This window comes from Arthrobacter sp. AG1021, assembly GCF_003633665.1.
GTDB classification, from domain to species: Bacteria; Actinomycetota; Actinomycetes; order Actinomycetales; family Micrococcaceae; genus Glutamicibacter; species Glutamicibacter soli.
In genome coordinates this window covers 16253-38864 of the sequence record NZ_RBLB01000014.1, presented here as the reverse complement: position 1 = coordinate 38864, position 22612 = coordinate 16253, and the positions used below count along the sequence as shown (strand labels likewise).

Annotated in this window: 24 protein-coding genes, 1 tRNA gene and 1 pseudogene; 10 read left to right on the top strand and 16 right to left on the bottom strand. The window is 64.8% G+C overall.

Features of this window, described 5'->3' with window-relative positions:
* Positions 1–58 precede the first annotated feature (58 nt).
* Positions 59–724: a hypothetical protein gene (locus DFO58_RS17940; protein ID WP_120991917.1), complete on the bottom strand. Its 666-nt coding sequence runs from the start codon at positions 722–724 to the stop codon at positions 59–61.
* A gap of 113 nt (positions 725–837) precedes the next feature.
* On the opposite strand from DFO58_RS17940, the gene DFO58_RS17935 reads away from it, so the two are divergent.
* Positions 838–913 (top strand) — tRNA-Lys (locus DFO58_RS17935).
* Positions 914–976: 63 nt separating this feature from the next.
* Here the strand turns inward: DFO58_RS17935 and DFO58_RS17930 are convergent.
* The gene (locus DFO58_RS17930) at positions 977–1558 is read right to left on the bottom strand and encodes a TetR family transcriptional regulator (protein ID WP_286163665.1); all 582 of its coding nucleotides are present in this window, start codon (positions 1556–1558) and stop codon (positions 977–979) included.
* A 302-nt stretch (positions 1559–1860) separates the two neighbouring features.
* Between DFO58_RS17930 and DFO58_RS17925 the strand changes: the two genes are divergently transcribed.
* Positions 1861–2784: an alpha/beta hydrolase gene (locus DFO58_RS17925; protein WP_082344592.1), complete on the top strand. Its 924-nt coding sequence runs from the start codon at positions 1861–1863 to the stop codon at positions 2782–2784.
* Between the two features lie 10 nt (positions 2785–2794).
* Here DFO58_RS17925 and DFO58_RS17920 read toward each other — a convergent pair whose 3' ends face one another.
* From DFO58_RS17920 to DFO58_RS17890, 7 genes and pseudogenes are all read right to left on the bottom strand, one after another.
* A complete protein-coding gene (locus tag DFO58_RS17920; protein ID WP_082344593.1) occupies positions 2795–4531 on the bottom strand; it encodes a 2Fe-2S iron-sulfur cluster-binding protein in 1737 nt (578 codons plus the stop codon).
* Between the two features lie 46 nt (positions 4532–4577).
* A pseudogene (locus DFO58_RS17915) lies at positions 4578–5174 on the bottom strand (dienelactone hydrolase family protein); the annotation flags it as partial.
* 66 nt (positions 5175–5240) lie between these two features.
* Complete coding sequence (locus DFO58_RS17910; protein WP_047117676.1) at positions 5241–5492, bottom strand: hypothetical protein; 252 nt, start codon at positions 5490–5492, stop codon at positions 5241–5243.
* A gap of 65 nt (positions 5493–5557) precedes the next feature.
* Positions 5558–7162, bottom strand: coding sequence for an ABC-F family ATP-binding cassette domain-containing protein (locus DFO58_RS17905; RefSeq protein ID WP_120991916.1), 1605 nt, complete (start codon positions 7160–7162; stop codon positions 5558–5560).
* 267 nt (positions 7163–7429) lie between these two features.
* Positions 7430–8131, bottom strand: a complete 702-nt coding sequence (locus DFO58_RS17900) for a class I SAM-dependent methyltransferase (protein WP_053797159.1) — start codon at positions 8129–8131, stop codon at positions 7430–7432.
* A 56-nt stretch (positions 8132–8187) separates the two neighbouring features.
* On the bottom strand, positions 8188–9159 hold the full coding sequence (locus DFO58_RS17895) for an SRPBCC family protein (RefSeq protein WP_120991915.1): 972 nt from the start codon (positions 9157–9159) through the stop codon (positions 8188–8190).
* 10 nt (positions 9160–9169) lie between these two features.
* Positions 9170–9508, bottom strand: coding sequence for a metalloregulator ArsR/SmtB family transcription factor (locus DFO58_RS17890; RefSeq protein ID WP_120991914.1), 339 nt, complete (start codon positions 9506–9508; stop codon positions 9170–9172).
* Positions 9509–9807: 299 nt separating this feature from the next.
* On the opposite strand from DFO58_RS17890, the gene DFO58_RS17885 reads away from it, so the two are divergent.
* From DFO58_RS17885 to DFO58_RS17850, 8 genes are all read left to right on the top strand, one after another.
* Entirely contained in the window at positions 9808–11031 is a 1224-nt protein-coding gene (locus DFO58_RS17885) for a GAF domain-containing protein (RefSeq protein WP_120991913.1), read from the top strand.
* 235 nt (positions 11032–11266) lie between these two features.
* Entirely contained in the window at positions 11267–12790 is a 1524-nt protein-coding gene (locus tag DFO58_RS17880; RefSeq protein ID WP_120991912.1) for an aldehyde dehydrogenase family protein, read from the top strand.
* A gap of 155 nt (positions 12791–12945) precedes the next feature.
* Positions 12946–13971, top strand: a complete 1026-nt coding sequence (gene adhP / locus DFO58_RS17875) for an alcohol dehydrogenase AdhP (RefSeq protein WP_047117683.1) — start codon at positions 12946–12948, stop codon at positions 13969–13971.
* Between the two features lie 188 nt (positions 13972–14159).
* Positions 14160–14573 carry a DUF779 domain-containing protein gene (locus tag DFO58_RS17870; protein ID WP_120991911.1) on the top strand — a complete coding sequence of 138 codons (414 nt, stop codon included), beginning with the start codon at positions 14160–14162 and terminating at the stop codon, positions 14571–14573.
* Positions 14574–14865: 292 nt separating this feature from the next.
* Entirely contained in the window at positions 14866–15939 is a 1074-nt protein-coding gene (locus DFO58_RS17865; RefSeq protein ID WP_120991910.1) for an epoxide hydrolase, read from the top strand.
* 184 nt (positions 15940–16123) lie between these two features.
* A complete protein-coding gene (locus DFO58_RS17860; RefSeq protein WP_047117685.1) occupies positions 16124–16582 on the top strand; it encodes a pyrimidine dimer DNA glycosylase/endonuclease V in 459 nt (152 codons plus the stop codon).
* 38 nt (positions 16583–16620) lie between these two features.
* Positions 16621–17055, top strand: a complete 435-nt coding sequence (locus DFO58_RS17855; protein WP_047117686.1) for a thioesterase family protein — start codon at positions 16621–16623, stop codon at positions 17053–17055.
* Positions 17055–17387 carry a hypothetical protein gene (locus DFO58_RS17850; RefSeq protein ID WP_047117687.1) on the top strand — a complete coding sequence of 111 codons (333 nt, stop codon included), beginning with the start codon at positions 17055–17057 and terminating at the stop codon, positions 17385–17387. The genes DFO58_RS17855 and DFO58_RS17850 overlap by 1 nt, the downstream gene beginning before the upstream one ends.
* A 71-nt stretch (positions 17388–17458) precedes the next feature.
* On the opposite strand, the gene DFO58_RS17845 is transcribed toward DFO58_RS17850, so the two are convergent.
* The 7 genes from DFO58_RS17845 to DFO58_RS17815 form a co-directional block, all read right to left on the bottom strand.
* On the bottom strand, positions 17459–18442 hold the full coding sequence (locus DFO58_RS17845) for a diaminopimelate dehydrogenase (RefSeq protein WP_047117688.1): 984 nt from the start codon (positions 18440–18442) through the stop codon (positions 17459–17461).
* 243 nt (positions 18443–18685) lie between these two features.
* Entirely contained in the window at positions 18686–18847 is a 162-nt protein-coding gene (locus DFO58_RS17840; protein ID WP_113608018.1) for a hypothetical protein, read from the bottom strand.
* Between the two features lie 36 nt (positions 18848–18883).
* Positions 18884–19162, bottom strand: a complete 279-nt coding sequence (locus DFO58_RS17835; protein WP_047117752.1) for a metal-sensitive transcriptional regulator — start codon at positions 19160–19162, stop codon at positions 18884–18886.
* Positions 19163–19205: 43 nt separating this feature from the next.
* The gene (trxA, locus tag DFO58_RS17830) at positions 19206–19577 is read right to left on the bottom strand and encodes a thioredoxin (RefSeq protein WP_047117689.1); all 372 of its coding nucleotides are present in this window, start codon (positions 19575–19577) and stop codon (positions 19206–19208) included.
* A gap of 24 nt (positions 19578–19601) precedes the next feature.
* Positions 19602–20489, bottom strand: coding sequence for a sulfite exporter TauE/SafE family protein (locus tag DFO58_RS17825; RefSeq protein WP_120991909.1), 888 nt, complete (start codon positions 20487–20489; stop codon positions 19602–19604).
* Between the two features lie 9 nt (positions 20490–20498).
* The gene (locus tag DFO58_RS17820; protein ID WP_183043261.1) at positions 20499–21104 is read right to left on the bottom strand and encodes a rhodanese-like domain-containing protein; all 606 of its coding nucleotides are present in this window, start codon (positions 21102–21104) and stop codon (positions 20499–20501) included.
* Positions 21105–21137: 33 nt separating this feature from the next.
* Positions 21138–22535 (bottom strand): MBL fold metallo-hydrolase, encoded by a 1398-nt coding sequence (locus DFO58_RS17815; RefSeq protein ID WP_120991908.1) that lies wholly within the window; start codon positions 22533–22535, stop codon positions 21138–21140.
* Positions 22536–22612: the final 77 nt, after the last annotated feature.

The following is a 22612-nucleotide window of genomic DNA, read 5'->3' as shown; positions in this document are numbered from 1 at the left end:
TGAGGAATTCTGCCGTCCCAATCCTAAGGCCACAGGGAGGCGGAGCCGATTTTTGTTGCTAGTCCAGCGTGCCCTGGCGCCACATTCGGGCGCAGATCTCCAGATCCTTGGCGGTGTTGTCCAGCGAGCGCGCCCGCAAGGTCAGGTTGGTGCCGCGCTCGCTGCTGGCCAGGTCCGCGGCGTCGGCGTGCTCGGTCATGCCCAGAGCCAGCACTCTGCAGTAGGCGGCGGTGCGCTCAAGGGCGTGGGCGAAGTCCCCGTTGAAGGCCCCTGAGAGAATCGAGCTGGTCATCTTCTTCAGCTCCTCGGCGCTGGGCGGCTCGGCGGCGCCGGCGACGATGCGTTCGACCTCTGCGCGGTGGGCTCCGGCGGCGAACCGTGCGGCCATGACGTCGGGCATGTTCAAGGTGGCGGTGCGGACCGCGTACAGGCGCCAAAGCGCGCCGGGCAGCGAATGCGCCGGGGCCTCGCTCCAGAGTTCGGCGAGCACCTCGATGCCCTCGTCCTCGGCGACGGCAATCAGCCTCCGGGTGACCTCCGGGTCGTCGTTGGCCAGCCCTTGCTGGACGAAGGCGCGCGCGGACAGGTGCGCGGCCTCCGATATCCGCGCGGGATCGGCCCCGCCTTCATAGGGCTCGAAGTCGATCGGGGCGAAGGGGCGGGGTTTGTGATGCCGGTACCCCGACTCGTGGGCGGTTTGCGATCCGGAACGTGCACCTCTCATGGCGACTAGGTTACTCCCTTATCCTTGGCGTTTTCCGCTGCTTGCGACGTGGATCGGCCTCGATTAAGGATGGACGGGCACTTCAGGTAATATGGTTTCTGGCCGTAGGCCGTGCGCCTTTAGCTCAGCTGGTAGAGCACTGGACTTTTAATCCATTGGTCGCGGGTTCGATCCCCGCAGGGCGCACCAGACAAAACCCCGCCACCCCGGTTTCACCGGAGGAGGCGGGGTTTTCCGTGTTCCGGCAGGAGGCTAGCTATCGAGGCAGGCGGCCAGGGCGCGGCGGATGACCGGCGCGAAATCCAGCGAGTCGTCGACCGTGATCCGGTGCAGCAGTGCGCCGTCGAGCGTGGCCATGATGAATCTCGTGCAGCCCAGGGGGTCTTTGGCGCCCAGGGCGGCCAGCGTCGCGGTTGTCCAGTGTTCGAAGACCCTCCGGTTGTCCTTCAGCGGCGCAACAAGTTCCGGAGAATGGGCCAAGTCGATGAACAGCGCGTAGCGGGCCAGCGTCCTGCTGCGGAAAATCCCGCTTTGGGTTTCCAGCATTCTGGTGAATGCCTCCTCTGCCTCCGCGCGCTCGAGGATTGGCGCAGCTTGGCCGAAATCCTCGCGTTCGCGCTGGGCAAGGTGCGATGCGACGCCCTCGAGCAATGCCTGCTTGGTACGAAAATAGTTGGATGTCGATCCTGCTGGCAGCCCGGCTGTCTGGTCGACGCGGGCATGGCTTAGTGCCCGCACTCCTTGCTCGCCGAGGAGCGCAAGTGCTGCGTTCAAGGCCCGCTGTGCCCGGGAACTTGGGTTGGAAGTGGAAGTCTCCATAATTTCATTCTCCATCACTATAATCATAGTGACAATTCATTGTGGACGTAGTATTGTGTGAGAGTGGGCAAAGCTCTCAAAGTTGAATACGCCATGTTGTTGGCGCGAGCCGGTCTGGGCGTTAGGCGACAGGAAACCCTCGGGTGCTCCTGCGGGTCCTTCCAAATGACCCGAGCGCGAGCATGCGCCCTGGCTTTTGGCCAAGGTTAGTCGATAAGCCTGGGTCCCTTCCCGCGGTCCCCGATGCGTGATTGCTTGGCGCGCGGCAACACGGCGGTGAGAAGGATCCCAAGAATTTCACTGTGGTGGGATACAAAATGACTACGGAAAGCCAAGCATGGCCGGCCATGCCGGTGGTGGCTGGGGTCGACCACGAATTCCTGGAAGTCGCCGGTGGGCAGATGCACGTGGCGGCTATGGGGTCCGGCGACCCGGTGCTCCTGTTGCACGGATTCGGTCAGACGTGGTGGCAATGGCGAGAAATCATGCCGGCACTTGCGGCTCAGGGGTATCGGGCCATCGCGCCCGACCTTCGCGGTGAGGGATGGACTCGCCTGCCGTACCGGGACATCGATAGGACTCGCCGAACTCGAGACATCCTGGAATTGCTCGACGTTTTGGAGCTGGGCGAGGTTCGCATGGTGAGCCAGGACATGGGAGCCGTTTCTGCATTCCAGCTGGCGATGCACTACCCGGAACGAATAACCAGTCACGTGATGATTGCCGTGCCGCCTCCGCAAATGCGATTTGATCTGGGCATGATGCCAGGCATGAGGCACTTGTGGCACCAGGAAGCGCTGTCCATGCCGAAGCTCGGTCCCTGGCTCATGCGCTCGGGACGAATGACCCGCCATTTCTTCTCGCCGATTTTCATGGTCCAGCCCCTGGACCAGGCAGTGGTCGACCAGTATCAGGCAATGATGAGCCATGAAAACTCCGCACGGGCCGCCGTGCCCCTTTGCCGCCGTATGGTCCTCCCGGAGCTGATGCGGATAATACGAGGCAGCTACAGGGCTGAACGCTTTGCCATGCCATCATTGTTCATTTTCGGAACCAAGGATGCTGGGTTCCCACCGGCAGTCGTGCGCAGGGCTTTCGCTGATACTTCCATTTATGGGACTGATGTGCGCTTGGAAATTATCGAGGACGCCGGGCATTTCATAGTCGACGAACAACCAGCGGCGATCATGAAGGCGATTTCCGAATTCTTCGACTCGCTCAGGCCGGACCCCAGAGAGTAGCTCCGCATGCCTAGAGCTGCAGTTCCAGGTCCTCGGCGGGAGCCGCCATGCAGGCCAGAATCTGGTTCTCCGCCACCCGGGCGCTGGGATCCAGCGGGTAGCCGACGCTGCCGCGGCGCAGCGTCAGTGCGCATTCGCCGCAGGACCCTGCCCGGCAGGAGCTGTTCGGGGTGAGCCCTCGGGCCTCCAGCGATTCAAGCAGCGTGCCGTCCTGCGGGCGCCAGGTGAATCCCGCCGCGCCGGAGGAGAAGAAAATCCGTGCCGGGGCGTACTGCTGCAGCAGCTCGCCCAGGTCGGCGGCGGGGGAGGCAAAGGTTTCCCGGTGGACGTGCTGCGGCGCGATGCCGGCCAGCTCGCAGGTCTCCAGTGCCAGCTGGGTGAATCCGGCCGGGCCGCAGATCACCACGCTGTCGCAGGACTCGATGGCCTGGGCCAGCTGCGCCGCGGTTGGCCGGCCTGCCCGGGAATCGACGTGGCTGATCCGGGCGGGCAGCCCCAGGCCGCGGGCCAAGGCGCCAGCGCGCGTGAACAGCTCGCCACCGGGCCCGCGCTCCACATGGAACAATCGCAGTTCATTCAATTCAGGTGCCTGGCCGGCTCCGCGAAGCAGCCCCAGGGCGGGGGTGATGCCGATGCCGGCGGTGAGCAGCGCGGTGCGGCCGTGCAGCACGCGGCGTGCGGTCATGGTGCCGTGGGGTCCCGAAGCCAGCAGCTTGTCCCCGGCCCGCAGGCCGGCCATCTTCTGCGAGACGGTTCCGGCGGTGCGCACGGCGATGCTGATGACGTCCCGGTGCACCGCGGTGATGGTGTAGTTGCGCCACAGCGGGTCGGGCAGGTGCACCCGCAGATGGGTGCCCGCCTCGTCGTGGGCCGCGATCCAGCCGTGCGGGTCGCGCAGCGAAATTTCCACCGCATCGCCGTCCAGCTGCCGGCGCTCGATGACCTCGAGGTAGCGCGGGGTGCGCTTGGCAGGCGCCAATGCCAGCGCGCGCCGGTCTTCGGAATCAATGCGGATCTCGTCCCCTGCCTGCAGCGTCCCGCCGGCCAGGACCGTGCCGTAGACGCCGCAGTGCAGGTGCCCGAAATGGCTTGCCAGCAGCCGCGGCCCGTTGACGTCCACTTGCGTGGTGGCGGGATTGACCGACGTGGCAGGGCAGCGCTCGATGGACTTGGTGATCGCGATCCGGGTCTCGCCGATACGCAGGACCTTGCCGATCAGCTCGAACTCGCCGAAGGCCGGCACCCCGTCCAGCAGGATGTTGCCGCGGTAGCGTAGCGGATCCAGCGTGACGCCCGCGGCCTTCGAGAGCGCCTCGACCGTGCGGGGGTTGATCAGCGAGATGCCAGAGAGGCGGGAATCGAACATCCCGTGGGAGGCGGCGACCAGGGTGCGGGCATGGCCTCCCTGCGCCGGGATGTGCGCTGCCATGTAGTCAGCGGCCGCCGAGCGCTCGCCGGCATCGGAGGAGTCGAAGGTGAAGGGAGCGGCCCCCGTGGCCGCCGGGGCTGTCACCGTGATGAATGGGGGAGCGGAGACGACCTGCCACTGTTGCAGGGACGTGTCGTTTTTCAGCGCGGTGAAGGAGCCGCAGGACTGCCACTGCCCGTCCGCGACAGGGGTGCTGCCGTTGCCCAGTGCGACGGCGCGGTCCCCGGCTACCCCGCCCTCGGCGCTCACCGCGGCGCGGGTGAGCTCCTCGGCGGGCAGGCCCTTGACTGGGAAACGGAACAAACGCTCGATTCGCATATCAAGATTCTAGTGGGCGGGGGAATTGCCGGGCAGGTTGATGGCCCTAGATGTCGGCCAGGAACTTCTTGATGCGCTCCATGACCAGCGCGCGAGCCTGCGGGTCGTGGGACGGCAGCGAGCTGTCGGTGAACAGGTGCTTGTCGCCGGGGTAGGTGAACAGCTGCGCGAGCCCCTCGCCCTGGTCGTTGACGAAGCGTTCGGCCGCCTCCAGGTCGCCCTCGCGGGCGAAGAACGGGTCGTTGTCCATGCCGTGGATCTGCACCGGCACGGCGGTCGGCCAGGGGCCGAAGCTCCATTCGGCATCCAGGTCCACGAATGACTCGAGCAGGACGGCGCCCAGCGCGCCCGGACGCTGCTGCGCGCACTGCTGGGCCAGGGCCGCGCCCCAGGAAGTGCCGATGTAGACCAGTTCGTCGGGCAGGTTCTTGAACAGCTTGTCCACGCGCTGCTGGATCTTGTCCTCGCCGACCTTGTTGGCCAGCAGGATGCCAGCCTCCAGATCCTTGGGAAGCTTGCCGGCGAACAGGTCCACCGGGTGCACGGTGTGCCCTTCGGCCCGCAGTTCCGCGGCCATTGCCTGGACTCCCGGGGTCAGGCCCTGGACGTGGTGGAATAAAACAATGGTTGCCATGGGAAAACTCCTAGGATCGGCTCGATGCGAGCCGGAATTCGGGGGTGCCGCGGTCCAGCGGGGCCGCGGCGGTGCTCAGCGTTCGTCGACCAGGTTGTCGATGCGTGCCGGCAGGTGCTCGATGGCGTGGGCCCAGCCGGGCATCTGGCTGTTGATTTCCACGCTGTAGCCCTCGGCCAGGTGGAACTCGGCGCAGGTCAGATCCTCGGCTTCCGTCCCCGCGTCGTAGATGAAAGCTCGTCGGATATCCTCCCAGAGCAAGGTGGCGGACTGGTCGATGACCAAGCCGGCGTCGACGACTTCTACGGTGCGCTGCGGGTAGGACATGGTTGAACTGCTTTCGGTCCTGGGCGTTGTGCTTTATTCAAGTCTACGCGGGCTTCCTGCATGAATCACGCCCCTGGGACCTCGACCTTGGCCAGATTCCGCGCGGAATCAAGGCTGAGCGCGTAGTCCAGTCCCAGCTGCGCGAGGAAGTCCTGGTCGTGGCTGACTACCAGCAAGGCGCCGCGGTAGGCATTCAGGGCTTCGGCCAGCTGGCGCACGCTGTCGATGTCCAGATTGTTCGTGGGCTCGTCCAGAATCAGCAGCTGATTCACAGGAACCGCTACCAGCAGGCAGGCCAGGTAGACGCGCAGCCGTTCGCCTCCGGAGAGGGTTCCCAACGGGCGGTCGACGCTGGCGCCGCGCAGCAGCAGCCGGGCCAGCGTATTGCGGATGGTCCCGGAGGGGACGTCCGGAGCCGCGCGCTGGACGTTGTCCAGGGCGCTGAGCGTATCGTCCAGTCCCGCCAGCTGCTGGGGCAGGTAGCCCACCCGGTCCACATGCAGAGTCCCGCTGATCCCGTCGGAGGGCTCGGCTCCGGAGAGCAGCTGCCGCAGCAGCGTGCTCTTGCCCGCGCCGTTGGGGCCGGTCAGCGCCACGCGCTCGGGGCCCTGCAGCAGATGCCAGCTGGTGCCGTCGTCCAGCTCAAGCACCCGCCGCCCGGCCGGCAGCCCGGGATCGGGAAGTTCGAGGTTGATGTGCTCGATCTCCCTGATCCTTGACTGCGCCTGGTCGACGTGCTGCTGCGCGGCGTCGATTTTCGCCTCGTACTGGGCGCGGGTCTTGCCGGCGTTCGCCTCGGACTTCTGCTTCAGGGAGTTGGCCAGGATGCGCGGCATGTTGCCGCCGAGCTGTTCGGCGCGGCCCTTGCGTTTGGTGCGCGCCAGCTTGGTCTCCGCTTCGGCGCGCTGCCGCTTTTCCACCTTCAGCGCGGAGCTGGCGGTTTTGGCCGCCTGCAGCGCCGCCTGCTGCTCGGTCGCCAGCTGCTCCTGGTACAGGCTGTACGGGCCGCCGAAGAAGCGCAGCTGTCCGTGATGCAGTTCGATGGTGTGCTGCATCTGCTCCAGCAGCTGCAGGTCGTGGCTCACTACGACGAGTGTTCCGGGCCAGGTGCGCAGCAGCCCGTACAGCAGCTGCCGGGTCTGGCCATCGAGGTTGTTCGTCGGCTCGTCGAGCAGCGTGACGGGCTTGCGCGCCAGGCGCAGCCCGAGGACCGCCAGCAGCATGGTTTCGCCGCCGGACAGCTCGTCGACCCGGCGCGACAGGTCCAGGCCGCCGAAGCCCAGCGGGGTCAGCTCGGCCTGGATCCTGGCTTCAAGGTCCCAGTCGGAGCCGACGGCGTCGAAATCCTCCGGGGCGACGCTGCCCGCCTCGATGGCCTGCAGCGCGCGGTAGGCAGGGGCGATGCCCAGCAGGTCCGCAAGCGTTGCGTCCGATTGCAGGGTGATGTTCTGCGCCAGGTAGGCGACGTCGCCAGCCGCCGAAACCTGTCCGGAGCTGGGGGCCAGGCGCCCGGCGATCAGCTTGAGCAGGGTGGATTTTCCGCTGCCGTTGGCACCGATCAAGCCGCTGGCGCCGGCGGGGAAGGTGCCGTCAAGCTGGGAGAGCACCTGCTCGCCGTCCGGCCAACAGAAGCTGAGGGAGGCCAGGGTGATGGGTGGGGTCAAGGCCATGGTGGCTCCTGTGAAGTCTGAGGAGGCAACCGGGAAAAGACGTCGTTGGAGGGTTCGTGGCAACAGCTGGGGAACCGGAGAAACGGAAATCTGCACCGGAAGCCGTGAATGAACGTGCGCCGCTGAATGGGGCGCGAGACTGTTCGAGGCTATGCGCAGATGAGATCCATGGTTTCGAGTGTAACAGGCGCACCCGGCCGTGGAGCTGGACAGAAAAAATCGGGGCGTGCCGCCAGGCACGCCCCGATTCACAACTTGCTGTTCAGCTTACTTCCACGCGCGGTGCACCGCGACGATGCCGCCGGTCAGGTTGCGGTACTCGACGTTCTTCCAACCCACGTTGACGAACTTGCGGCCCAGCTCTTCCTGGCCCGGCCAGGCGGCGATGGACTCGGCCAGGTAGGCGTACGCCGAAGGATTCGGCGAGACCATGTAGCCCAGGGCTGGAATCACGCGCGGCAGGAACTGCTGGTAGGCGACCTTGAGCGGGGTTACGGTTGGGGTGGAGAACTCGGCAACCACAATGCGTCCGCCGGGCTTGGTGACGCGGTGCAGCTCGGACAGCGCCTTCTCGGTGTCGTCAATGTTGCGCAGGCCGTAGGAGATGGTCACCGCATCGAAGGTGTTGTCCTCGAATGGCAGATCGTGGCCGTCGCCGTAGACGAATTCCAGCTCGGGGTAGCGCTTGCGGCCCTCGGCGAGCATGCCGTGGGACATGTCGCACGCGGTCACGCGCGCGCCGGCCTTGGCCAACGGCACGGACGAGGTACCGGTGCCGGCTGCCAGATCCAGGATGCGCTCTCCGGGCTTCGGGGCGATCGCCTCGGTGGTGATCTTGCGCCAGTAGTTCACAATGCCGCCGGTCATCAGGGTATTGAGCAGATCGTACTTTGGAGCAAGATTGTCGAACATTTCCTGAACCTGATTCGCCTGCTTGTCCAGGCCTGCGCGCACATTGTGGGTACTCATGACACTAAGTGTTTCACATTTGCCCCGGCCCTTATCGCGATTGTGGGGCGTATCGCTCAGAGCAGTGATTCAAGGCGTGCGTAGCTGGCCTCCATTCCCTCGATCATTCCGGTGGCCAGCACCATGTCGCGGGTTTGGGCGTCGGGGTAGGTGATGACCAGGCTGAGCAGGGTGCCTGATTGCACCGGGGTGAACGTCGTTTCATTGACTGTTGCCGGGTAGTCGGTGTCGATCATCTGCTCGGTGAAGGATTCGAAGCTGCGCGGGGTGCTGGACAGGCAAACGCCGGCGAATCCGAACCCCTGGCCTTCGACGCCGGAATTCGGCTCCCACCAGTAGCGGTAGCTGTCTCCCACCTCCTTGGGCAGGATGCATTCGGTCATCTGCCAGCCGTCGGGGCCCAGCAGCCAGCGCTTCATGAGCTCCGGATCGTGGTGTGCGCGCCAGACCTGCTCCTGGGTGCCGCGGATGAGGCGGCTGACGCGCACCTGGGTGTCGGAAAGCAGCTGGGCTTCGGTGGCGAAGGTCTGCGCGTAGTTGCGCAGGTCGATCAGCACCTGCTCGATCTGGCTCATGGCCGAACGCGTGCCATCGATCATGCCCATGGCGACCACCTGCTCGAGCTCCTCGGCCGAGTCGAAGTTGGCGGTGATGGTCAGCTTGGACCCCTCCTCGTGGGAGTCGAAGCTGAAGACGGTGCGGGTGGCGGGAAGGTCTTCGTTCACTGATCCGTCGGAATGGGCGAAACCGTCGGTGACCTCGAAGAACTTGTGCTCGACGACCTCGTTCCAGATCCAGTATCCGTGGAACTGCTCGCCTTCAGGCGAGGTCATGTAGTAGTTGCTCCGGCCTCCGACCGCGCCGTCGTGGCGCGTGAAGGTGGCAGGGTATTCAACCGGGCCCCAGAACTTTTCGATCTGGCGGGGGTCGAGATAGGCATCCCAGAGCCGGGAAACGGGAACCGGGAAATTGGCGTGAACGGTCAGTGTCAGCGTTTCCGGGTCCTTGAGTACGGAGGTGACAGGCATGGCGAAATCCTTAGTCGGTTTCATCTGCGAGGAAGTCATCGAGCCGACTGATGCGCTGACGCCAGATGTCCTCGTAGGCGGTTAGCAGTTCCTGGACGTGTCGGATGGTGTCCGGCTGGCCGCGGACGATGCGTTCGCGGCCACGTGCGATCTTGGTAACCAGGCCCGCCGCTTCAAGGGCGGCCACGTGCTTCTGCACCGCGGCAAACGACATGTTGTAGGCCGCGGCCAGGTCGCTCACGCGCACTTCGGCGCTTAACGTCCGCCGCACGATGTCTCGTCGTGTGGCGTCTGCCAAGGCGCGGAAGACCTTGTTTACCTGTTCATCGCTCAACTCATATACAACCATTTGGTTGTATATTACTCCCGCTGCGCGCCAGAGGGAAGGGGGCGGATCGAATTAGTTCCCCGGAGCCAGCATTGTGTTTAAAGGGGAGATAAATCACCTATTATGCAAGGTGTTAAGTCTCCTATGGATCGCGTCCGACCAGCGGCGACGCCGCCGTTTCGTGCGCGGAGTTCCAGGGGCCGTGGACCGGATCAACAGGATGATCACTACAAATCCCCACCCGCATGCCCTAGTGTGTAAGGTACGCATGGGAAAGTGACCTGCGTTACGCTGAATTTTTACAGGTATCTGGAGTCACGGTGGGCGAAACTGGCATGGACTGGTCGGCTGCGGCGAGCCAAGCGCGCAAAGCGCACGAGCTCTTGGGGTCGCATCTGGCTGACCTTGACGCGCTTCCATTGAGGAACGTCGTTCGCGAGTCGTGGCGGCGATCCCTCTCGAACCCTGCGCAATTCAGCTATCCCTCGATGCTCAGCGACGACAGCCTTCGTCTGGCGCGGGAGCGCAGCGAACTGCAGCGCATTTGGCCTGTTTTCGAAAAGTTGCTGGTTCCCGCCGCCAGCGACGCTAATCTTCTGGTGGCCCTTGCCGACGCGCAGGGGACGCTGCTGTGGGTTGCCGGCAACCACGGAGCCATGGACGGCGCTGAAAATGTCGGGTTCAGCGCGGGCGCGAACTGGGGCGAATCTTCGGTGGGCACGTCGGCTCCAGGGCTGGCGCTTGCGACGGGAAGCGGCGTCCAGGTTTCCGGCGCTGAGCACCTCTATGAGCACGTGCACCACTTGAACTGTTCCGCGGTGCCGATCCGCAACCCGCGGACCGGCCGCATCATCGGCGCGGTTGATCTGACCGGCGGTGCTGATGCGATTGCCGTGCATTCGCTGCCGCTGCTTCAGGCGGCGGTGGCTGCGGCTGAGGGGCAGCTGCTTCTTCCGTCACTGGCTGAGGAGCGGGCGGATGAGGATTTCCTCGATTTGTGCGCCAGTGACGGCCCGCGGCTTTCCGGCAAGCCGTTGTCCCTACGCCATGCGGAGATCCTGACCATACTTGCGGCCCATCCGCGCGGACTGAACAGCGCCCAGTTGGTCGAAGAGCTTTTCGAGCAGCCCGACAATGCTTCCGAAGGGACCCTGCGCTCCGAGCTGGTGCGACTGCGCAAGGCGCTCGCTGATTCGCCTGACCGCCGCATCGCCGCACGCCCCTACCGCCTGGAATGGGAACTGCAAACCACGCTGACCATGCTCTGGCAGGCCATGGAGGAGGGCGATCTGGAACGGGCACTGCAGCTGTATCCCGCCGAGATCCTCGTGCGCTCGCAGGCCCCTGGCATCGTTGCGCTTCGCTACCGCGCGCAGATTGCCCTGCGGGAAATGGTGCTGGATCGCGGCACCGCACAGCAGTTGCTGCGGCTTGGAAGGCAGAGCGCGGATTCTCAACTGTTGCTGGCCGCCCTGCGTGAATTGCCGCTGGATTCGCCGGCGCGTTCACTGGTTGTCGCCGAGATTGAAGCGCTGGACGGGTAGTCGATCCCGGAGTTCGTTCGCGTATTTTTCGCAACACGGCCCGATGCCACGGCGCTTGCCGCGGGGAGTGCGGGTCGGGCCATGTCGTGGATCCGGTGCACTCCCTGACACCGCTGTGCAGCGTTGCAACGTTGTGCAACCTTCTTGCAACGTTTATGTGACTAGAGTCACATGCCAGGACGGCGAGGCATCCAGCCACCGGCACGAAGCGAAGAGACGAAGGAGTCACGCAGCCATGAGCATCTACGCAAACCCGAACACCGATGGAGCATTGGTCAACTTCAAGTCGCGGTATGAGAACTACATCGGCGGCCAGTGGGTTGCTCCGGCCAAGGGGATGTACTTCGAAAACATCACCCCGGTTACCGGCAAGTCGTTCTGCGAGGTCGCACGATCCACCGCCGAAGACGTTGAAACCGCACTGGATGCGGCGCACGCGGCGGCACCGGCCTGGGGCAAGACCAGCCCGGCGGACCGTGCCCTGGTCCTGAACCGCATCGCAGACCGCATCGAGGAAAACCTTGAAATGCTGTCCGTCGCGGAAACCTGGGACAACGGCAAGGCCATCCGCGAATGCCTCAACGCCGACCTGCCGCTGGCAGTGGACCACTTCCGCTACTTCGCAGGCGCTATCCGCGCCCAGGAAGGCAGCCTCTCGCAGCTCGATGACAACACCACCGCCTACCACTTCCACGAGCCGCTGGGTGTTGTCGGACAGATCATCCCGTGGAACTTCCCGCTGCTGATGGCCGTCTGGAAGCTCGCCCCGGCGCTGGCCGCCGGCAACGCGATCGTCCTGAAGCCTGCCGAGCAGACCCCGGTATCGATCCTGGTGCTGATGGAACTGATCGGCGACCTGCTTCCGGCCGGCGTGCTGAACGTCATCAACGGCTTCGGCGTCGAGTGCGGCAAGCCGCTCGCCTCGAACAAGCGCATCCGCAAGATCGCATTCACCGGCGAGACCACCACCGGCCGCCTGATCATGCAGTACGCTTCGGAAAACCTCATCCCGGTCACCCTGGAGCTCGGCGGCAAGTCGCCGAACGTGTTCTTCGAGGACGTGGCGGCCAAGGACGACGCCTTCTACGACAAGGCCCAGGAAGGCTTCACGATGTTCGCGCTGAACCAGGGCGAGGTCTGCACCTGCCCGTCGCGCGCGCTGGTCCAGGAAAGCATCTACGGCGAATTCATGGAAAAGGTCGTGGTCCGCACCAAGGCCATCAAGCAGGGCAACCCGCTGGACACCGACACCATGATGGGTGCCCAGGCCTCCAACGACCAGCTGGAAAAGATCCTGTCCTACATGGACATCGGCAAGGCCGAGGGAGCCAAGCTGCTCACCGGTGGCGGGCGCGCGGACCTGGGCGGCGACCTGTCCGGCGGCTACTACGTGCAGCCGACCATCTTCGAAGGCACCAACAACATGCGCATCTTCCAAGAGGAGATCTTCGGCCCGGTGGTCTCGGTGGCGAAGTTCAAGGACTACGACGATGCGATGGCCATTGCCAACGACACCCTCTACGGGCTGGGCTCGGGCGTGTGGAGCCGCAACGGCAACACCGCCTACCGCGCAGGCCGCGACATCCAGGCCGGACGTGTCTGGGTCAACCAATACCACGCCTACCCGGCGCACTCGGCTTTCGGCGGCTACAAGTCCTCGGGCATCGGCCGCGAAAACCACCTGATGATGCTGGATCACTACCAGCAGACCAAGAACCTGCTCGTCTCCTACTCGGAAGACAAGCTCGGCTTCTTCTAAACTGCGATACCCCAACGCAGCCCATCCCCCATCCCCTGTCACCATCCCCACGCACGACCGACAGTTTCACAGACCCCGAAGGCTCGGGACGGTTCCGGAGCACCAGCTCCGGGACCGGCCCCGGTCTTCGAAAAACACTGCAAAGGACTTTTCCCATGAGCACCATGAAAGCTGCCATTGTTGAAGGCTTCGGCGAAGAACTCAAAGTAGCCGACACCTCGATCCCCGAGCCCGGCCCGGGCCAGGCCCTGGTCAAGCTCATCGCCTCGGGCGTGTGCCACACCGACCTGCACGCCGCCGAAGGCGACTGGCCGGTCAAGCCCAAGCTTCCGCTGATCCCGGGCCATGAGGGTGTCGGCACCGTCGTTAAGGTCGGCGAAGGAGTCACCGAGGTCAAGGAAGGCGACCTCGTCGGCAACGCCTGGCTGGCCAGCGCGTGCGGCAGCTGCGAATTCTGCCGCACGGGCTGGGAGACCTTGTGCGAATCCCAGTCCAACGGCGGCTATTCGATGGACGGCTCCTTCGGCCAGTACATGCTGGTGGACGCGAAGTTCGCCGCGCACATCCCCGAAGGCTCGGACCCGCATGAGATCGCCCCGGTGCTCTGCGCCGGCGTGACCGTCTACAAGGGCCTGAAGATGACCGGCGTGCGCCCCGGCCAATGGGTTGCGATCTCCGGCATCGGCGGCCTGGGCCACATCGCAGTGCAATACGCGGTAGCCATGGGCATGCGAGTTGTCGCCATCGACGTGGCCGATGACAAGCTGGCCCTTGCGACCAAGCACGGAGCTGAACTCACGGTGAATGCCTTTGCGCAGGATCCCGCCACCGTGATCCAGGAAAAGATCGGCGGAACCCACGGCGTGCTCGTAACCGCGGTCCACCCGGCGGCTTTCGGCCAGGCCATCGGCATGACCCGCCGCGGCGGAACCATCGTCTTCAACGGCCTGCCGGCCGGCGACTTCCCGGCCCCGATTTTCGACATCGTCCTCAAGGGACTGACGATCCGCGGTTCGATCGTCGGCACCCGCCAGGACATGATCGAAGCGCTGGACTTCTATGCGGCAGGAAAGATCAAGCCGACTTTCCACACCCGCCCGCTGGAAGACATCAACGCGGTCTTTGACGAAATGCGCCATGCGAAGATCGATGGCCGTGTCGTGATCGACTACACCAAGTAACCATCCAACCCCCAACCCCAACCGATTAACCAACCCAACCCAACCGAATAACCCAACCTCCCCCCAAATCCCTGTGGCCCGGCATGACATCGTCTGCCGGGCCACAGGGGCATGGACTCCCGGAGACGTTTGGAGGACACTGAGCTTAAAGCCAAGGCCAGTGATCCCGAAGACCAGAGGAGCGAGTCATGAGCACGATTACCGAAACCCGTGCGGCGATTGCCGGTGAGGAATTTTCCCGCGTCGCCTTCACCGATGAGTCCCTTCAACTGCTGCGCAAGCTGTGGGGCATCCACGGCCCGCTGATGTTCCACCAGTCCGGCGGTTGCTGCGACGGCTCCTCGCCGATGTGCTATCCGGCCGGCGAATTCCGCACCGGAGGATCCGACGTCCTGCTCGGAGTGCTCTGCCTTGACGACGGCTCCGGCGGCGCCCTGGGCGACATCGATTTCTGGATGTCCAAGGAGCAATTCGAATACTGGAAACACGCCAAGCTCACCGTCGACGTGGTGGCCGGCCGCGGCTCGGGATTCTCCGTCGAGGCTCCCGAAGGCAAACGATTCCTGATCCGCAGCGAGATCATCGAATTTCCCCAAAACTGATCTTCTGACGGAAAGCCCTGGCCGGATTCTCTCTTTTTGCGGAGCCAGCGAGGGCAATGAGCGGCGGGTCTGCGCCCGCGGTGCGCCGGACATCAACTGCATCGCCAAGTTGCGCCGGTTCCTTCGCCAGGTATCGGGATGCCCTGCTTCCGCCCGAGCGCCTGCGTCAAGCCGGCGCCGGCTTGAACCGTGATAGCCGGTATTCCAGCTCTCCACAACGGCGGCAGCCGCTAGGCTGGCACGACGCAGCCCCAAGGGCTGCGCCCCTGACCGTCCACGAGAGGTGCACCGAATGCCGAGCATTCCCTATCAATTCCGCTTCGAGGCAAACGCGGTGGACGAACTGCGAACCCGCATCGCACAGACTCGCTGGCCGCGGCGCTTCACCGCGCAGAACTGGGACTTCGGAGTCGACCAGGACTATCTGCGCGACGTGGTGGACTACTGGCGCGACGGCTTCGACTTCGAGGACGCCGAACGCAGGATCAATGCGCTCCCCAACTACCTGACGTCCATCGACGGGCTGCCAATCCACCACCTGCACTCCCGCTCGGCGCAGGAGGACGCCGTCCCGGTGCTGCTGCTCCACGGCTGGCCTGGCTCAATCGTCGAGTTCCTCGAGGTCATTCCGAAGCTGTCCGCCCCGGAATCGGCGGAACTGGAATCATTCCACGTGGTGGCACCGTCGTTGCAGGGCTTCGGGGCTTCTCCCGGGATCGGAGAACCGGGGATGACCCCGGTCCGTATCGCGCATCGGATGGCTGCGCTGATGCGGGAGCTGGGCTACGAGCAGTTCGTCGTGCACGGGGGCGACTGGGGCACGCTGCTGGCCACGCACATCACATCGCTCTATCCCCAGCGGGTGCTGGGACTGCATGTGACATTGACGCACCCAATCCCGCCGGGCGATGTGCCGGATGCCATGGCCCTGGTGCAGGACCACGAACGGGAGTGGCTCAAGGGCAACGAATTCAACGCGCTGGATGGCCGCGGCTACTTCGAGATCCAGAAAACCCGCCCGGAAACGCTGGGTTTCGCGTTGAACGATTCACCGGCGGGATGGTGCGCCTGGGTCCTGGACAAGTTCTACCAGTGGACCGACTGCGAACGCGACGGCATCAGGGACGTGCGCCATGCGGTGAGCTGGGAGAAGTCCCTGGCTAACCTGTCCGTGTACTGGTTCACTGACACGATTTCCTCGGCCATGCATTTCTACCGGGAGCAGTACCTGGCGCTGCGAAACGGGACCGGGGCGGCCGGCGAGGTCGTGGTCCCCACCGGGGCTGGCATTTTCCCCCAAGAAATCCTCAAGTCACCGGGCGTGGTACCAGCGGCGGTTCCCGCTGGTGCACTGGACCGAACATGAAGCCGGCGGACACTTCGGCGCGATGGAACAGCCCGAAGCCTTCGCCAGCGACCTGAGGGCCTTCGCCCAGACGGTTGCCGACCTGGGCCCGGTGGCCCTCGGGCAATCGAAGAGTGGTTGAACGGCGAAAATGCGGGTGGATCGGCCAGATGGTGGCGCGGGGTGCCGACACTACACTTGAAGCATGCGCCTGTGGTCACTTCACCCGTCCCTATTGGATTCCAAGGGCTTGGTAGCCTGCTGGCGCGAAAGCCTGTTGGCCCAGAAGGTGCTCGCCGGCCAGACCCAGGGCTATGCAAATCATCCGCAGCTGATCCGGCTGCGCGGGCAATCCGACCCGCTGGAGACCGTCGGCGGCTACCTGCAGGGGTTGCTGGAAGAAGCGAAGCTGCGTGGCTACAAATTCGACGCGGCCAAAGTCCTGTACCCCGCACTGCCGGAGCATGCGGGCTCTGTGCCAGTGAGCACCGGACAGATCGGATTCGAGGCGGAGCATCTGCTGCGCAAACTGCAGCAGCGCGACCCGCCGCGCGCGACTTACTTGGACTCGTTGGGTGTCGGGCAGATTCCCCTGCATCCCTTATTCACCGTGGTCCCGGGGCCCATTGAAGCCTGGGAGAAGGATGCGGCAGTACGTCATTGAAGATGCATAGAAAGTGAATGTTTGTTGCAATGAGCCACATGAGTCGAAGTGAAAATCTCCCCGAGGACGGGGAAGAAGTGGAAATCCACCTGCGGTGGAGCGACCAGGACAGCCTGGGACATGTGAACAACGCCCGCGTGGTGACACTCGTGGAAGAAGCGCGGATCCGCTGGTCGGGCCGCCATGGCGAGTCGGACCTCTTTCCCCACGGGCTGGTGGTCGCCTCGATGAACCTGGACTACCTGCGACCGGTCTACTACACCTCCAGCGTCATGGTGCGGGTCGGTGTCCAGCGTATCGGCACCAAGTCCTTCGTGGTGCGGCATATCGGGTTCCAGGACGGAGCCCCCGTGTTCGACGGCAGCAACGTCATGGTGGCGCTCGCCGAGGACAAGCTCACCCCGCGGCCGCTGAACGAAAACGAGCGCAGCTGGCTCAGCGAGCGGCTTTTCCGAACGAAGGAGGCCGTCTGATGAACGGTCCAGCAGAACGGCACGTGCTTCTGCACGCCACCCAGGGACCGGAGGACATCGCGCGGGCCGTGGCGGCGCTCGCGACGCTGGGCGAATCCCTGCCCGATGCCCGGATCAGCGTCATCGTGAACGGCAAGGCGCTGGCCGGGGTGCGCAAGGATGCCGAGCCCATTGACCCGGCCAGCCGTACACAGGTTTTCGCCTGCGAACTGGGCATGAGCCGCAACGGCATCACAGCTGACGACCTGCAGGAAGGTTTGGGCACGGTGCCCTCGGCGGTGGTCGCCTTGGCCGCCGGGCAGCTGGACGGCGCTGCCTACATCCGGATCTGAGCGGACGGTCCGCAGCTTAAGCAGACCACGCCATGCCGGTTGCCGGCATGGCGTGATCCTCTGGTGCGAGTTTAGAGCATTTCGGCACGCAGCTGCGCGGCCGACTTGGGCGAGAGCAGACCCGGGGCGACGTCGAAGACGGTCTGCGCACCGGTGAGACCGGCTTGGTTCATGCGGTGCACGGCCCGGGCGTAGGCCACCAGCACGCTGGAAGTGAACTCGGGATTCGAGCCCAGCGCCAGCGAGTACTCGATGACCTGCTTCTGCTCATCGCTGGTGTTGCCGGAGCGGATGACGAATCCGCCATGCGGCATGTCCGCATGCTCGCGGGCCAGGGTCTCGGCGTCGATGAATTCAACCGTGGTGTCGTACTGGTCGAAGTAGTGCTCCATGGTGACGATCGCCTCGCGCACCGCTTCGGCGTCGGCGCCGTCCTCGAGCACCACGAAGCATTCGCGCTGGTGCTTTTCGCGGGTGCTCAGCGTTGGGCGCAGGCCGGCGCGGACCTTGTCGATGGCTTCCTGGCTGGGGATCGTGTACTGCACGCCGCCGGCGACACCCGGGACGCGGCGCACGGCGTCGGAGTGCCCCTGGCTCAGGCCGCGGCCCCAGAAGGTGTAGGTCTCGCCGTCGGGCAGCAGCGCCTCGCCGTAGACGCGGTTGATCGAGAACATTCCCGGATCCCAGCCGGCGGAGATCAGCGCGGTCTTGCCGGCGGCCTTGGCCGGGGCGTCCACGGTTTCGTAGTATTCCGGGATGCGTGCGTGGGTGTCGAAGCTGTCCACGGTGTTGTACAGTGCGGCGTACTTCGGGCCCTGCTCCGGCAGGTCAGACTTCGAGCCGCCGCACAGGATCAGCACGTCGATCTGATCGGTGTGCCGCTCCAGCTCGGTGATGGCGAAACGCGGCGCGGGGCTGGCCAGCTGCAGTTCCTGCGGGTCGCGGCGGGTGTAGACGCCGACCAGCTCCATGTCGGGGTTCTTCGCGATGGCGGCCTGTACGCCGCGGCCGAGGTTGCCGTAGCCGGCAATGCCAATACGGATTTTTGCAGTCATGGAGCTTGTTTTCCTTTGGGGTTTCATCCGGGGACCTGCGGTGAATGCCGCCTTCGCTTGCGGGCATCCGGCATGCGGCACGCACCTGGTCAGTGCTTCGGATTATTCCAAAGAACGCGGGCGCAGGGTAACTGCGAGCTGACTATGTCGTCGGGCCGCGCCCCTGCTCCTTGCAAACCGCTTAAATGAAGCGGCCCCGTGCGGACCTCGGGGTGGAGGTCCGCACGGGGGCATAGGCCGGGTTTAGCGGCCGAACAGGCGACCGAAGAAGCCCTTGCTCGGCTCGTTCTCGTGGCCTTGGCAGCGGTCGCGGGCTGGAACGCCGCGCATGACCGAGTCAACGTGCTGGCCGCACCCGGCCCAGGTGGTCTTGCCGCACTTCTTGCATGAAACCTGTCGGCACATGAGATGCCTCCTTCTCTGGCTTGTAAGCCATAAATACTAGGAAAGTGAAAGGAAGAGCTTTTCCAGCTCTTCGACGGTCAAGCCGTCTTCTGCTTCGGCGGTCTTCTCCGGATCAACCAGGCAGTGCTGCATGGCCGAGGAGACGATGGCGAATCCTGCGCGGTCCAGCGCGGTGGACACGGCAGACAGCTGGGTAACCACATCGCGGCATTTGCCGTCGTTCTCAACCGAGTTGATGACAGCGTCAAGCTGGCCACGGGCCCGCTTCAAGCGGTTCAGGATTCGCTTGCGTGTGGCGTCGTCTGCGTTGCGCATGATGTGCTCCATTTCGAAAAAGACCGTGGGGCGGACCCCGGGATTAAGACTGGGACTTCTGTGCGTCGGCCATTTCGGCGTGCACGGCTTCCATGTCCAGGTTCTTCAGCGACGTGATCAGTTCCTCCAGGCCGCGGGAGTCCAGTGCGCCGGGCTGGGAGTAAACCAGCACGCCGTCCTTGAACGCCATCAGCGTCGGGATGGAGGTGATCTGGGCGGCGGCCGCCAGGTTCTGCTGCGTCTCGGTGTTGACCTTGCCGAAGGTCACGTCCTCGTGCAGGCCGGCAGCGGTGTCGAAGACGGGCGCGAAGTTGCGGCACGGGCCGCACCAGGCTGCCCAGAAGTCGACCAGCAGCATGGGGGAGGACTTGACGGTTTCAGCGAAGTTCGTCTCGGTCAATTCTAGCGGTTTCATGGGTACTCCTTGGGTAGATGTGAGCTAGTCCGCAGCCGGTGCCAGCGGAGCAGGGGCCTTGCGCCAGGGGCAGATCGTGGCCAACGCAGGGATCTTGGTGCAGAGCACCCAGATAAGCGCGGCGACTGCGGCGGCAATGGCGAGGATGAGTCCTGCCGGATGCGGCAGCTCCTGGGACAGGACGAAGACGCCCATGACCAGGACGAAGTAGCCGAATCCTCGGCGCAGCTTCTTCTCCGGCACCATGGCGGTCAGTCGCGCTCCGATCAGCGAGCCGATGATCGCAGCTGCCGTAATGGACAGGGTCAGCGGCCAGTTGACGGAGGTGGAGTTCAGGTGCCCCAGCATGCCGGAGGCCGAGTTCAGCGAGATGACCAGTAGGGAGGTGCCTACCGCGTGCTTCATCTGCAGGCCTGCCAGCAGCACCAGGGCCGGGACGATGAGGAATCCGCCGCCGGCTCCCACCAGGCCGGTGACCAGGCCGACCACCAGGCCGACGGGAATGTACATCAGCAGCGAACGGCCCTTGGCCTCGGCACCGGAGCCCTTCTTCCGCCCGCGGATCATGTTCCTGGCGCTGGCCAGCATGATGACGGCGAAGGCCACCATCAGCACCGCGCCGGGAATGGCCGCGCTGGCCAGTCCGCCGAGGAACGCGCCGCTCATGCTTGCCGCAGCGAAAACCAGGCCCGGGACCCAGCGGACGTTGCGGGCTCGCGCATGCGGCAGCAGGCTGGCCAGCGACGTCACACCCACCACGAACAGCGAGGTGGTGATGGCCTGTTTGGCGTCCATGCCCGCGACATAGGTGAGCAGTGGAACCATCAGGATGGAACCGCCGCCACCCAGCAGACCCAGGGTCAGTCCGACGACAACCGACAGGGCCAGGACCAGAATCATTATTGGTTCCACTGCCGCCTCCTACTTGCCGTTCGGGTTCAGCAGTTGCCCGGCATTGGGGATCTGGGCCAGGGGGTTGGCCTTGCCGGCGGTGCTGACCTGGTTCCACGGCATCTTGGACAGCAGGCTGGCCATGGCGCAGGAGTTGCTGGCAGCGGAGTAGGCAAGGCCCGCTCCGATGGCCGCCGACAGGTAGCCGAGCTTGGGGCTGATCAGCTTGGAGCCGAGGAAGCCCAGCAGCACCAGCGAACCTGCGGTCATGCGGACCTGGCGGTCCATGGCCCAGCGCTGGGTGCCGCGCACCACCTCGCCGCCGGACTTCTCGTAGGCGGCGATGCCTCCTTCCAGCACGCTGCCGGCTTCGATCTCGATGTCGATCAGCTTCTGCTGCGCCTGGGAGGCGCGGGTGCCGGACTGGCAGACCAGCACGATCTGCTTGCCCAGCTTGCGGGTCACATCATGGGCGTGTTCCGACACCAGGTCCAGCGGCAGGTTGTAGGAGCCTGGGATATGCACGGTCTCGAACTCCGCGGGGGTGCGCACGTCCAGGACTGCCACTCCGGACTCATCTGAAGCCAGCAGCTTCTTCAGGGTCGGCGCGTCCATGACATCGATGGGGGTGCTCATGCTTGGGGGTGTTTCCTTCGTGGTGGGGGTGGGTTAGGCGTTGGTCTTGTTCATGGCGGCGTCCCAGCCGGCGTAGCTGCCGGTCAGCTCGACCACGTCGTACCCGGCATCGCGCAGGGCGCTGGCGACGATCGAGTTGCGCAGGCCGCTCTGGCAGTAGGTGACGATCTTGCCGTCGGTAGGCAGCTCGTCCAGGGCCCACAGGGCGCGGCCGCCGGAGATGTGCTTGGCGTTTGGGATGGCTCCGGCATTGAATTCGCTGCGGCCTCGAACATCCAGCAGCAGGGCGTGCTCGAAGTTCTCCAGATCGGCCGGGTCCACGCTCGGCGGGGTGAAGGCCGGCAGGCCCTCGCGGGTGGTGGCGTAGCCGGAGACCGCGTCGATGCCCACGCGCATCAGGTGGTCGCGCATTTCCTCGGCTGCCTTCAGGTTCTCGGCGAAGAGGATCAGCTGGCGGTCGTCGGCTTCCGGATCGAAGGCCCAGGCGCCGAAGTTCGCCATCTTGGAAATGGCAGGGATGGCCAGTGCGCCGGCGACGGTGCCTTCGGCCACTGCCACGTGGCCGCGGGTGTCCACGAAGACCGCGTCGTTCGCTGCGGTCTGCTCGATGATCTGCTCTGCGGTGAACTCGACCAGCTCAGGCAGGGTGCCGAGTACCTTGGCACCGTCGCGGTTCTGGCGCTTCATGCGGGCGAAGTAGGCGTGGGCATCCGGCTGTCCGTCGAGCAGCTGCGCGATGAAGCCTTCCTCGTCGTTGTTGGCCAGGTAGCTGCCCCACCAGGCGAAGTTGCGCTCGTAGCCCACGGTGGTGGATGGTACTGCGCCCAGTGCCTTGCCGCAGGCGCTGCCCGAGCCGTGGCCCGGGTAGACCTGGATGTGGTCAGGTAGTTCCAGGAAGACATTCTTCAGCGAGGCGAAGAGGTCCTTGGCTCCGGCGAAGCGGGTGTCCACACCGCCGGCTGCCTCGTCCAGCAGGTCGGGACGGCCCAGGTCGCCGGCGAAGATGAAGTCGCCGGAGAGCATGTAGCCTGGCTGGTCGCTGAAGGCGCCGTCGGTGACGAGGAATGACAGGTGCTCCGGGGTGTGGCCCGGGGTGTGGCGTGCGGTCACGGTGATGTTGCCCAGCTTGATGGTGTCCTTGTCCATCAGGCGCTCGGCCTCGAAGCCGTACTGCCAGTCGGCTCCGCCTTCGCCCGAGACGTAGGTGGTGGCGCCGGTGGCTGCGGCCAGCTCGCGGGTGCCGGAGAGGTAGTCGGCGTGGATGTGGGTCTCGGTTGCCGCAACGATGCGCATTCCGTTCTTGGCTGCAAGCGCCAGGTACTCGGAGATGTCGCGGCGGGCATCGATGACGATTGCTTCGCCCTTGGCCTGGCAGCCGATGAAGTAGCTGGCCTGTGCCAGGTCTTCGTCGTAGAAGCGTTCCAGAAGCATGGGATGTCCTTTCGTTGGGGTGTCTGAATCCACCATAAACCATACCCCCGGGGGTATGTCAAAAATAGGGGTGGGGG

Excerpts from the sequence above, each read along its gene's own strand:
- DFO58_RS17855 (WP_047117686.1), top strand. The coding sequence starts at position 16,621 with ATGAGTCGAAGTGAAAATCTCCCCGAGGACGGGGAAGAAGTGGAAATC.
- DFO58_RS17845 (WP_047117688.1), bottom strand. The coding sequence starts at position 18,442 with ATGACTGCAAAAATCCGTATTGGCATTGCCGGCTACGGCAACCTCGGC.
- DFO58_RS17880 (WP_120991912.1), top strand. The coding sequence starts at position 11,267 with ATGAGCATCTACGCAAACCCGAACACCGATGGAGCATTGGTCAACTTC.
- DFO58_RS17840 (WP_113608018.1), bottom strand. The coding sequence starts at position 18,847 with ATGTGCCGACAGGTTTCATGCAAGAAGTGCGGCAAGACCACCTGGGCC.
- DFO58_RS17890 (WP_120991914.1), bottom strand. The coding sequence starts at position 9,508 with ATGGTTGTATATGAGTTGAGCGATGAACAGGTAAACAAGGTCTTCCGC.
- adhP (WP_047117683.1), top strand. The coding sequence starts at position 12,946 with ATGAGCACCATGAAAGCTGCCATTGTTGAAGGCTTCGGCGAAGAACTC.
- DFO58_RS17835 (WP_047117752.1), bottom strand. The coding sequence starts at position 19,162 with ATGCGCAACGCAGACGACGCCACACGCAAGCGAATCCTGAACCGCTTG.
- DFO58_RS17850 (WP_047117687.1), top strand. The coding sequence starts at position 17,055 with ATGAACGGTCCAGCAGAACGGCACGTGCTTCTGCACGCCACCCAGGGA.
- DFO58_RS17860 (WP_047117685.1), top strand. The coding sequence starts at position 16,124 with ATGCGCCTGTGGTCACTTCACCCGTCCCTATTGGATTCCAAGGGCTTG.
- DFO58_RS17820 (WP_183043261.1), bottom strand. The coding sequence starts at position 21,104 with ATGAGCACCCCCATCGATGTCATGGACGCGCCGACCCTGAAGAAGCTG.
- DFO58_RS17865 (WP_120991910.1), top strand. The coding sequence starts at position 14,866 with ATGCCGAGCATTCCCTATCAATTCCGCTTCGAGGCAAACGCGGTGGAC.
- DFO58_RS17910 (WP_047117676.1), bottom strand. The coding sequence starts at position 5,492 with ATGTCCTACCCGCAGCGCACCGTAGAAGTCGTCGACGCCGGCTTGGTC.
- DFO58_RS17925 (WP_082344592.1), top strand. The coding sequence starts at position 1,861 with ATGACTACGGAAAGCCAAGCATGGCCGGCCATGCCGGTGGTGGCTGGG.
- DFO58_RS17870 (WP_120991911.1), top strand. The coding sequence starts at position 14,160 with ATGAGCACGATTACCGAAACCCGTGCGGCGATTGCCGGTGAGGAATTT.
- trxA (WP_047117689.1), bottom strand. The coding sequence starts at position 19,577 with ATGAAACCGCTAGAATTGACCGAGACGAACTTCGCTGAAACCGTCAAG.
- DFO58_RS17920 (WP_082344593.1), bottom strand. The coding sequence starts at position 4,531 with ATGCGAATCGAGCGTTTGTTCCGTTTCCCAGTCAAGGGCCTGCCCGCC.
- DFO58_RS17930 (WP_286163665.1), bottom strand. The coding sequence starts at position 1,558 with ATGGAGAATGAAATTATGGAGACTTCCACTTCCAACCCAAGTTCCCGG.
- DFO58_RS17815 (WP_120991908.1), bottom strand. The coding sequence starts at position 22,535 with ATGCTTCTGGAACGCTTCTACGACGAAGACCTGGCACAGGCCAGCTAC.
- DFO58_RS17895 (WP_120991915.1), bottom strand. The coding sequence starts at position 9,159 with ATGCCTGTCACCTCCGTACTCAAGGACCCGGAAACGCTGACACTGACC.
- DFO58_RS17940 (WP_120991917.1), bottom strand. The coding sequence starts at position 724 with ATGAGAGGTGCACGTTCCGGATCGCAAACCGCCCACGAGTCGGGGTAC.
- DFO58_RS17905 (WP_120991916.1), bottom strand. The coding sequence starts at position 7,162 with ATGGCCTTGACCCCACCCATCACCCTGGCCTCCCTCAGCTTCTGTTGG.
- DFO58_RS17900 (WP_053797159.1), bottom strand. The coding sequence starts at position 8,131 with ATGAGTACCCACAATGTGCGCGCAGGCCTGGACAAGCAGGCGAATCAG.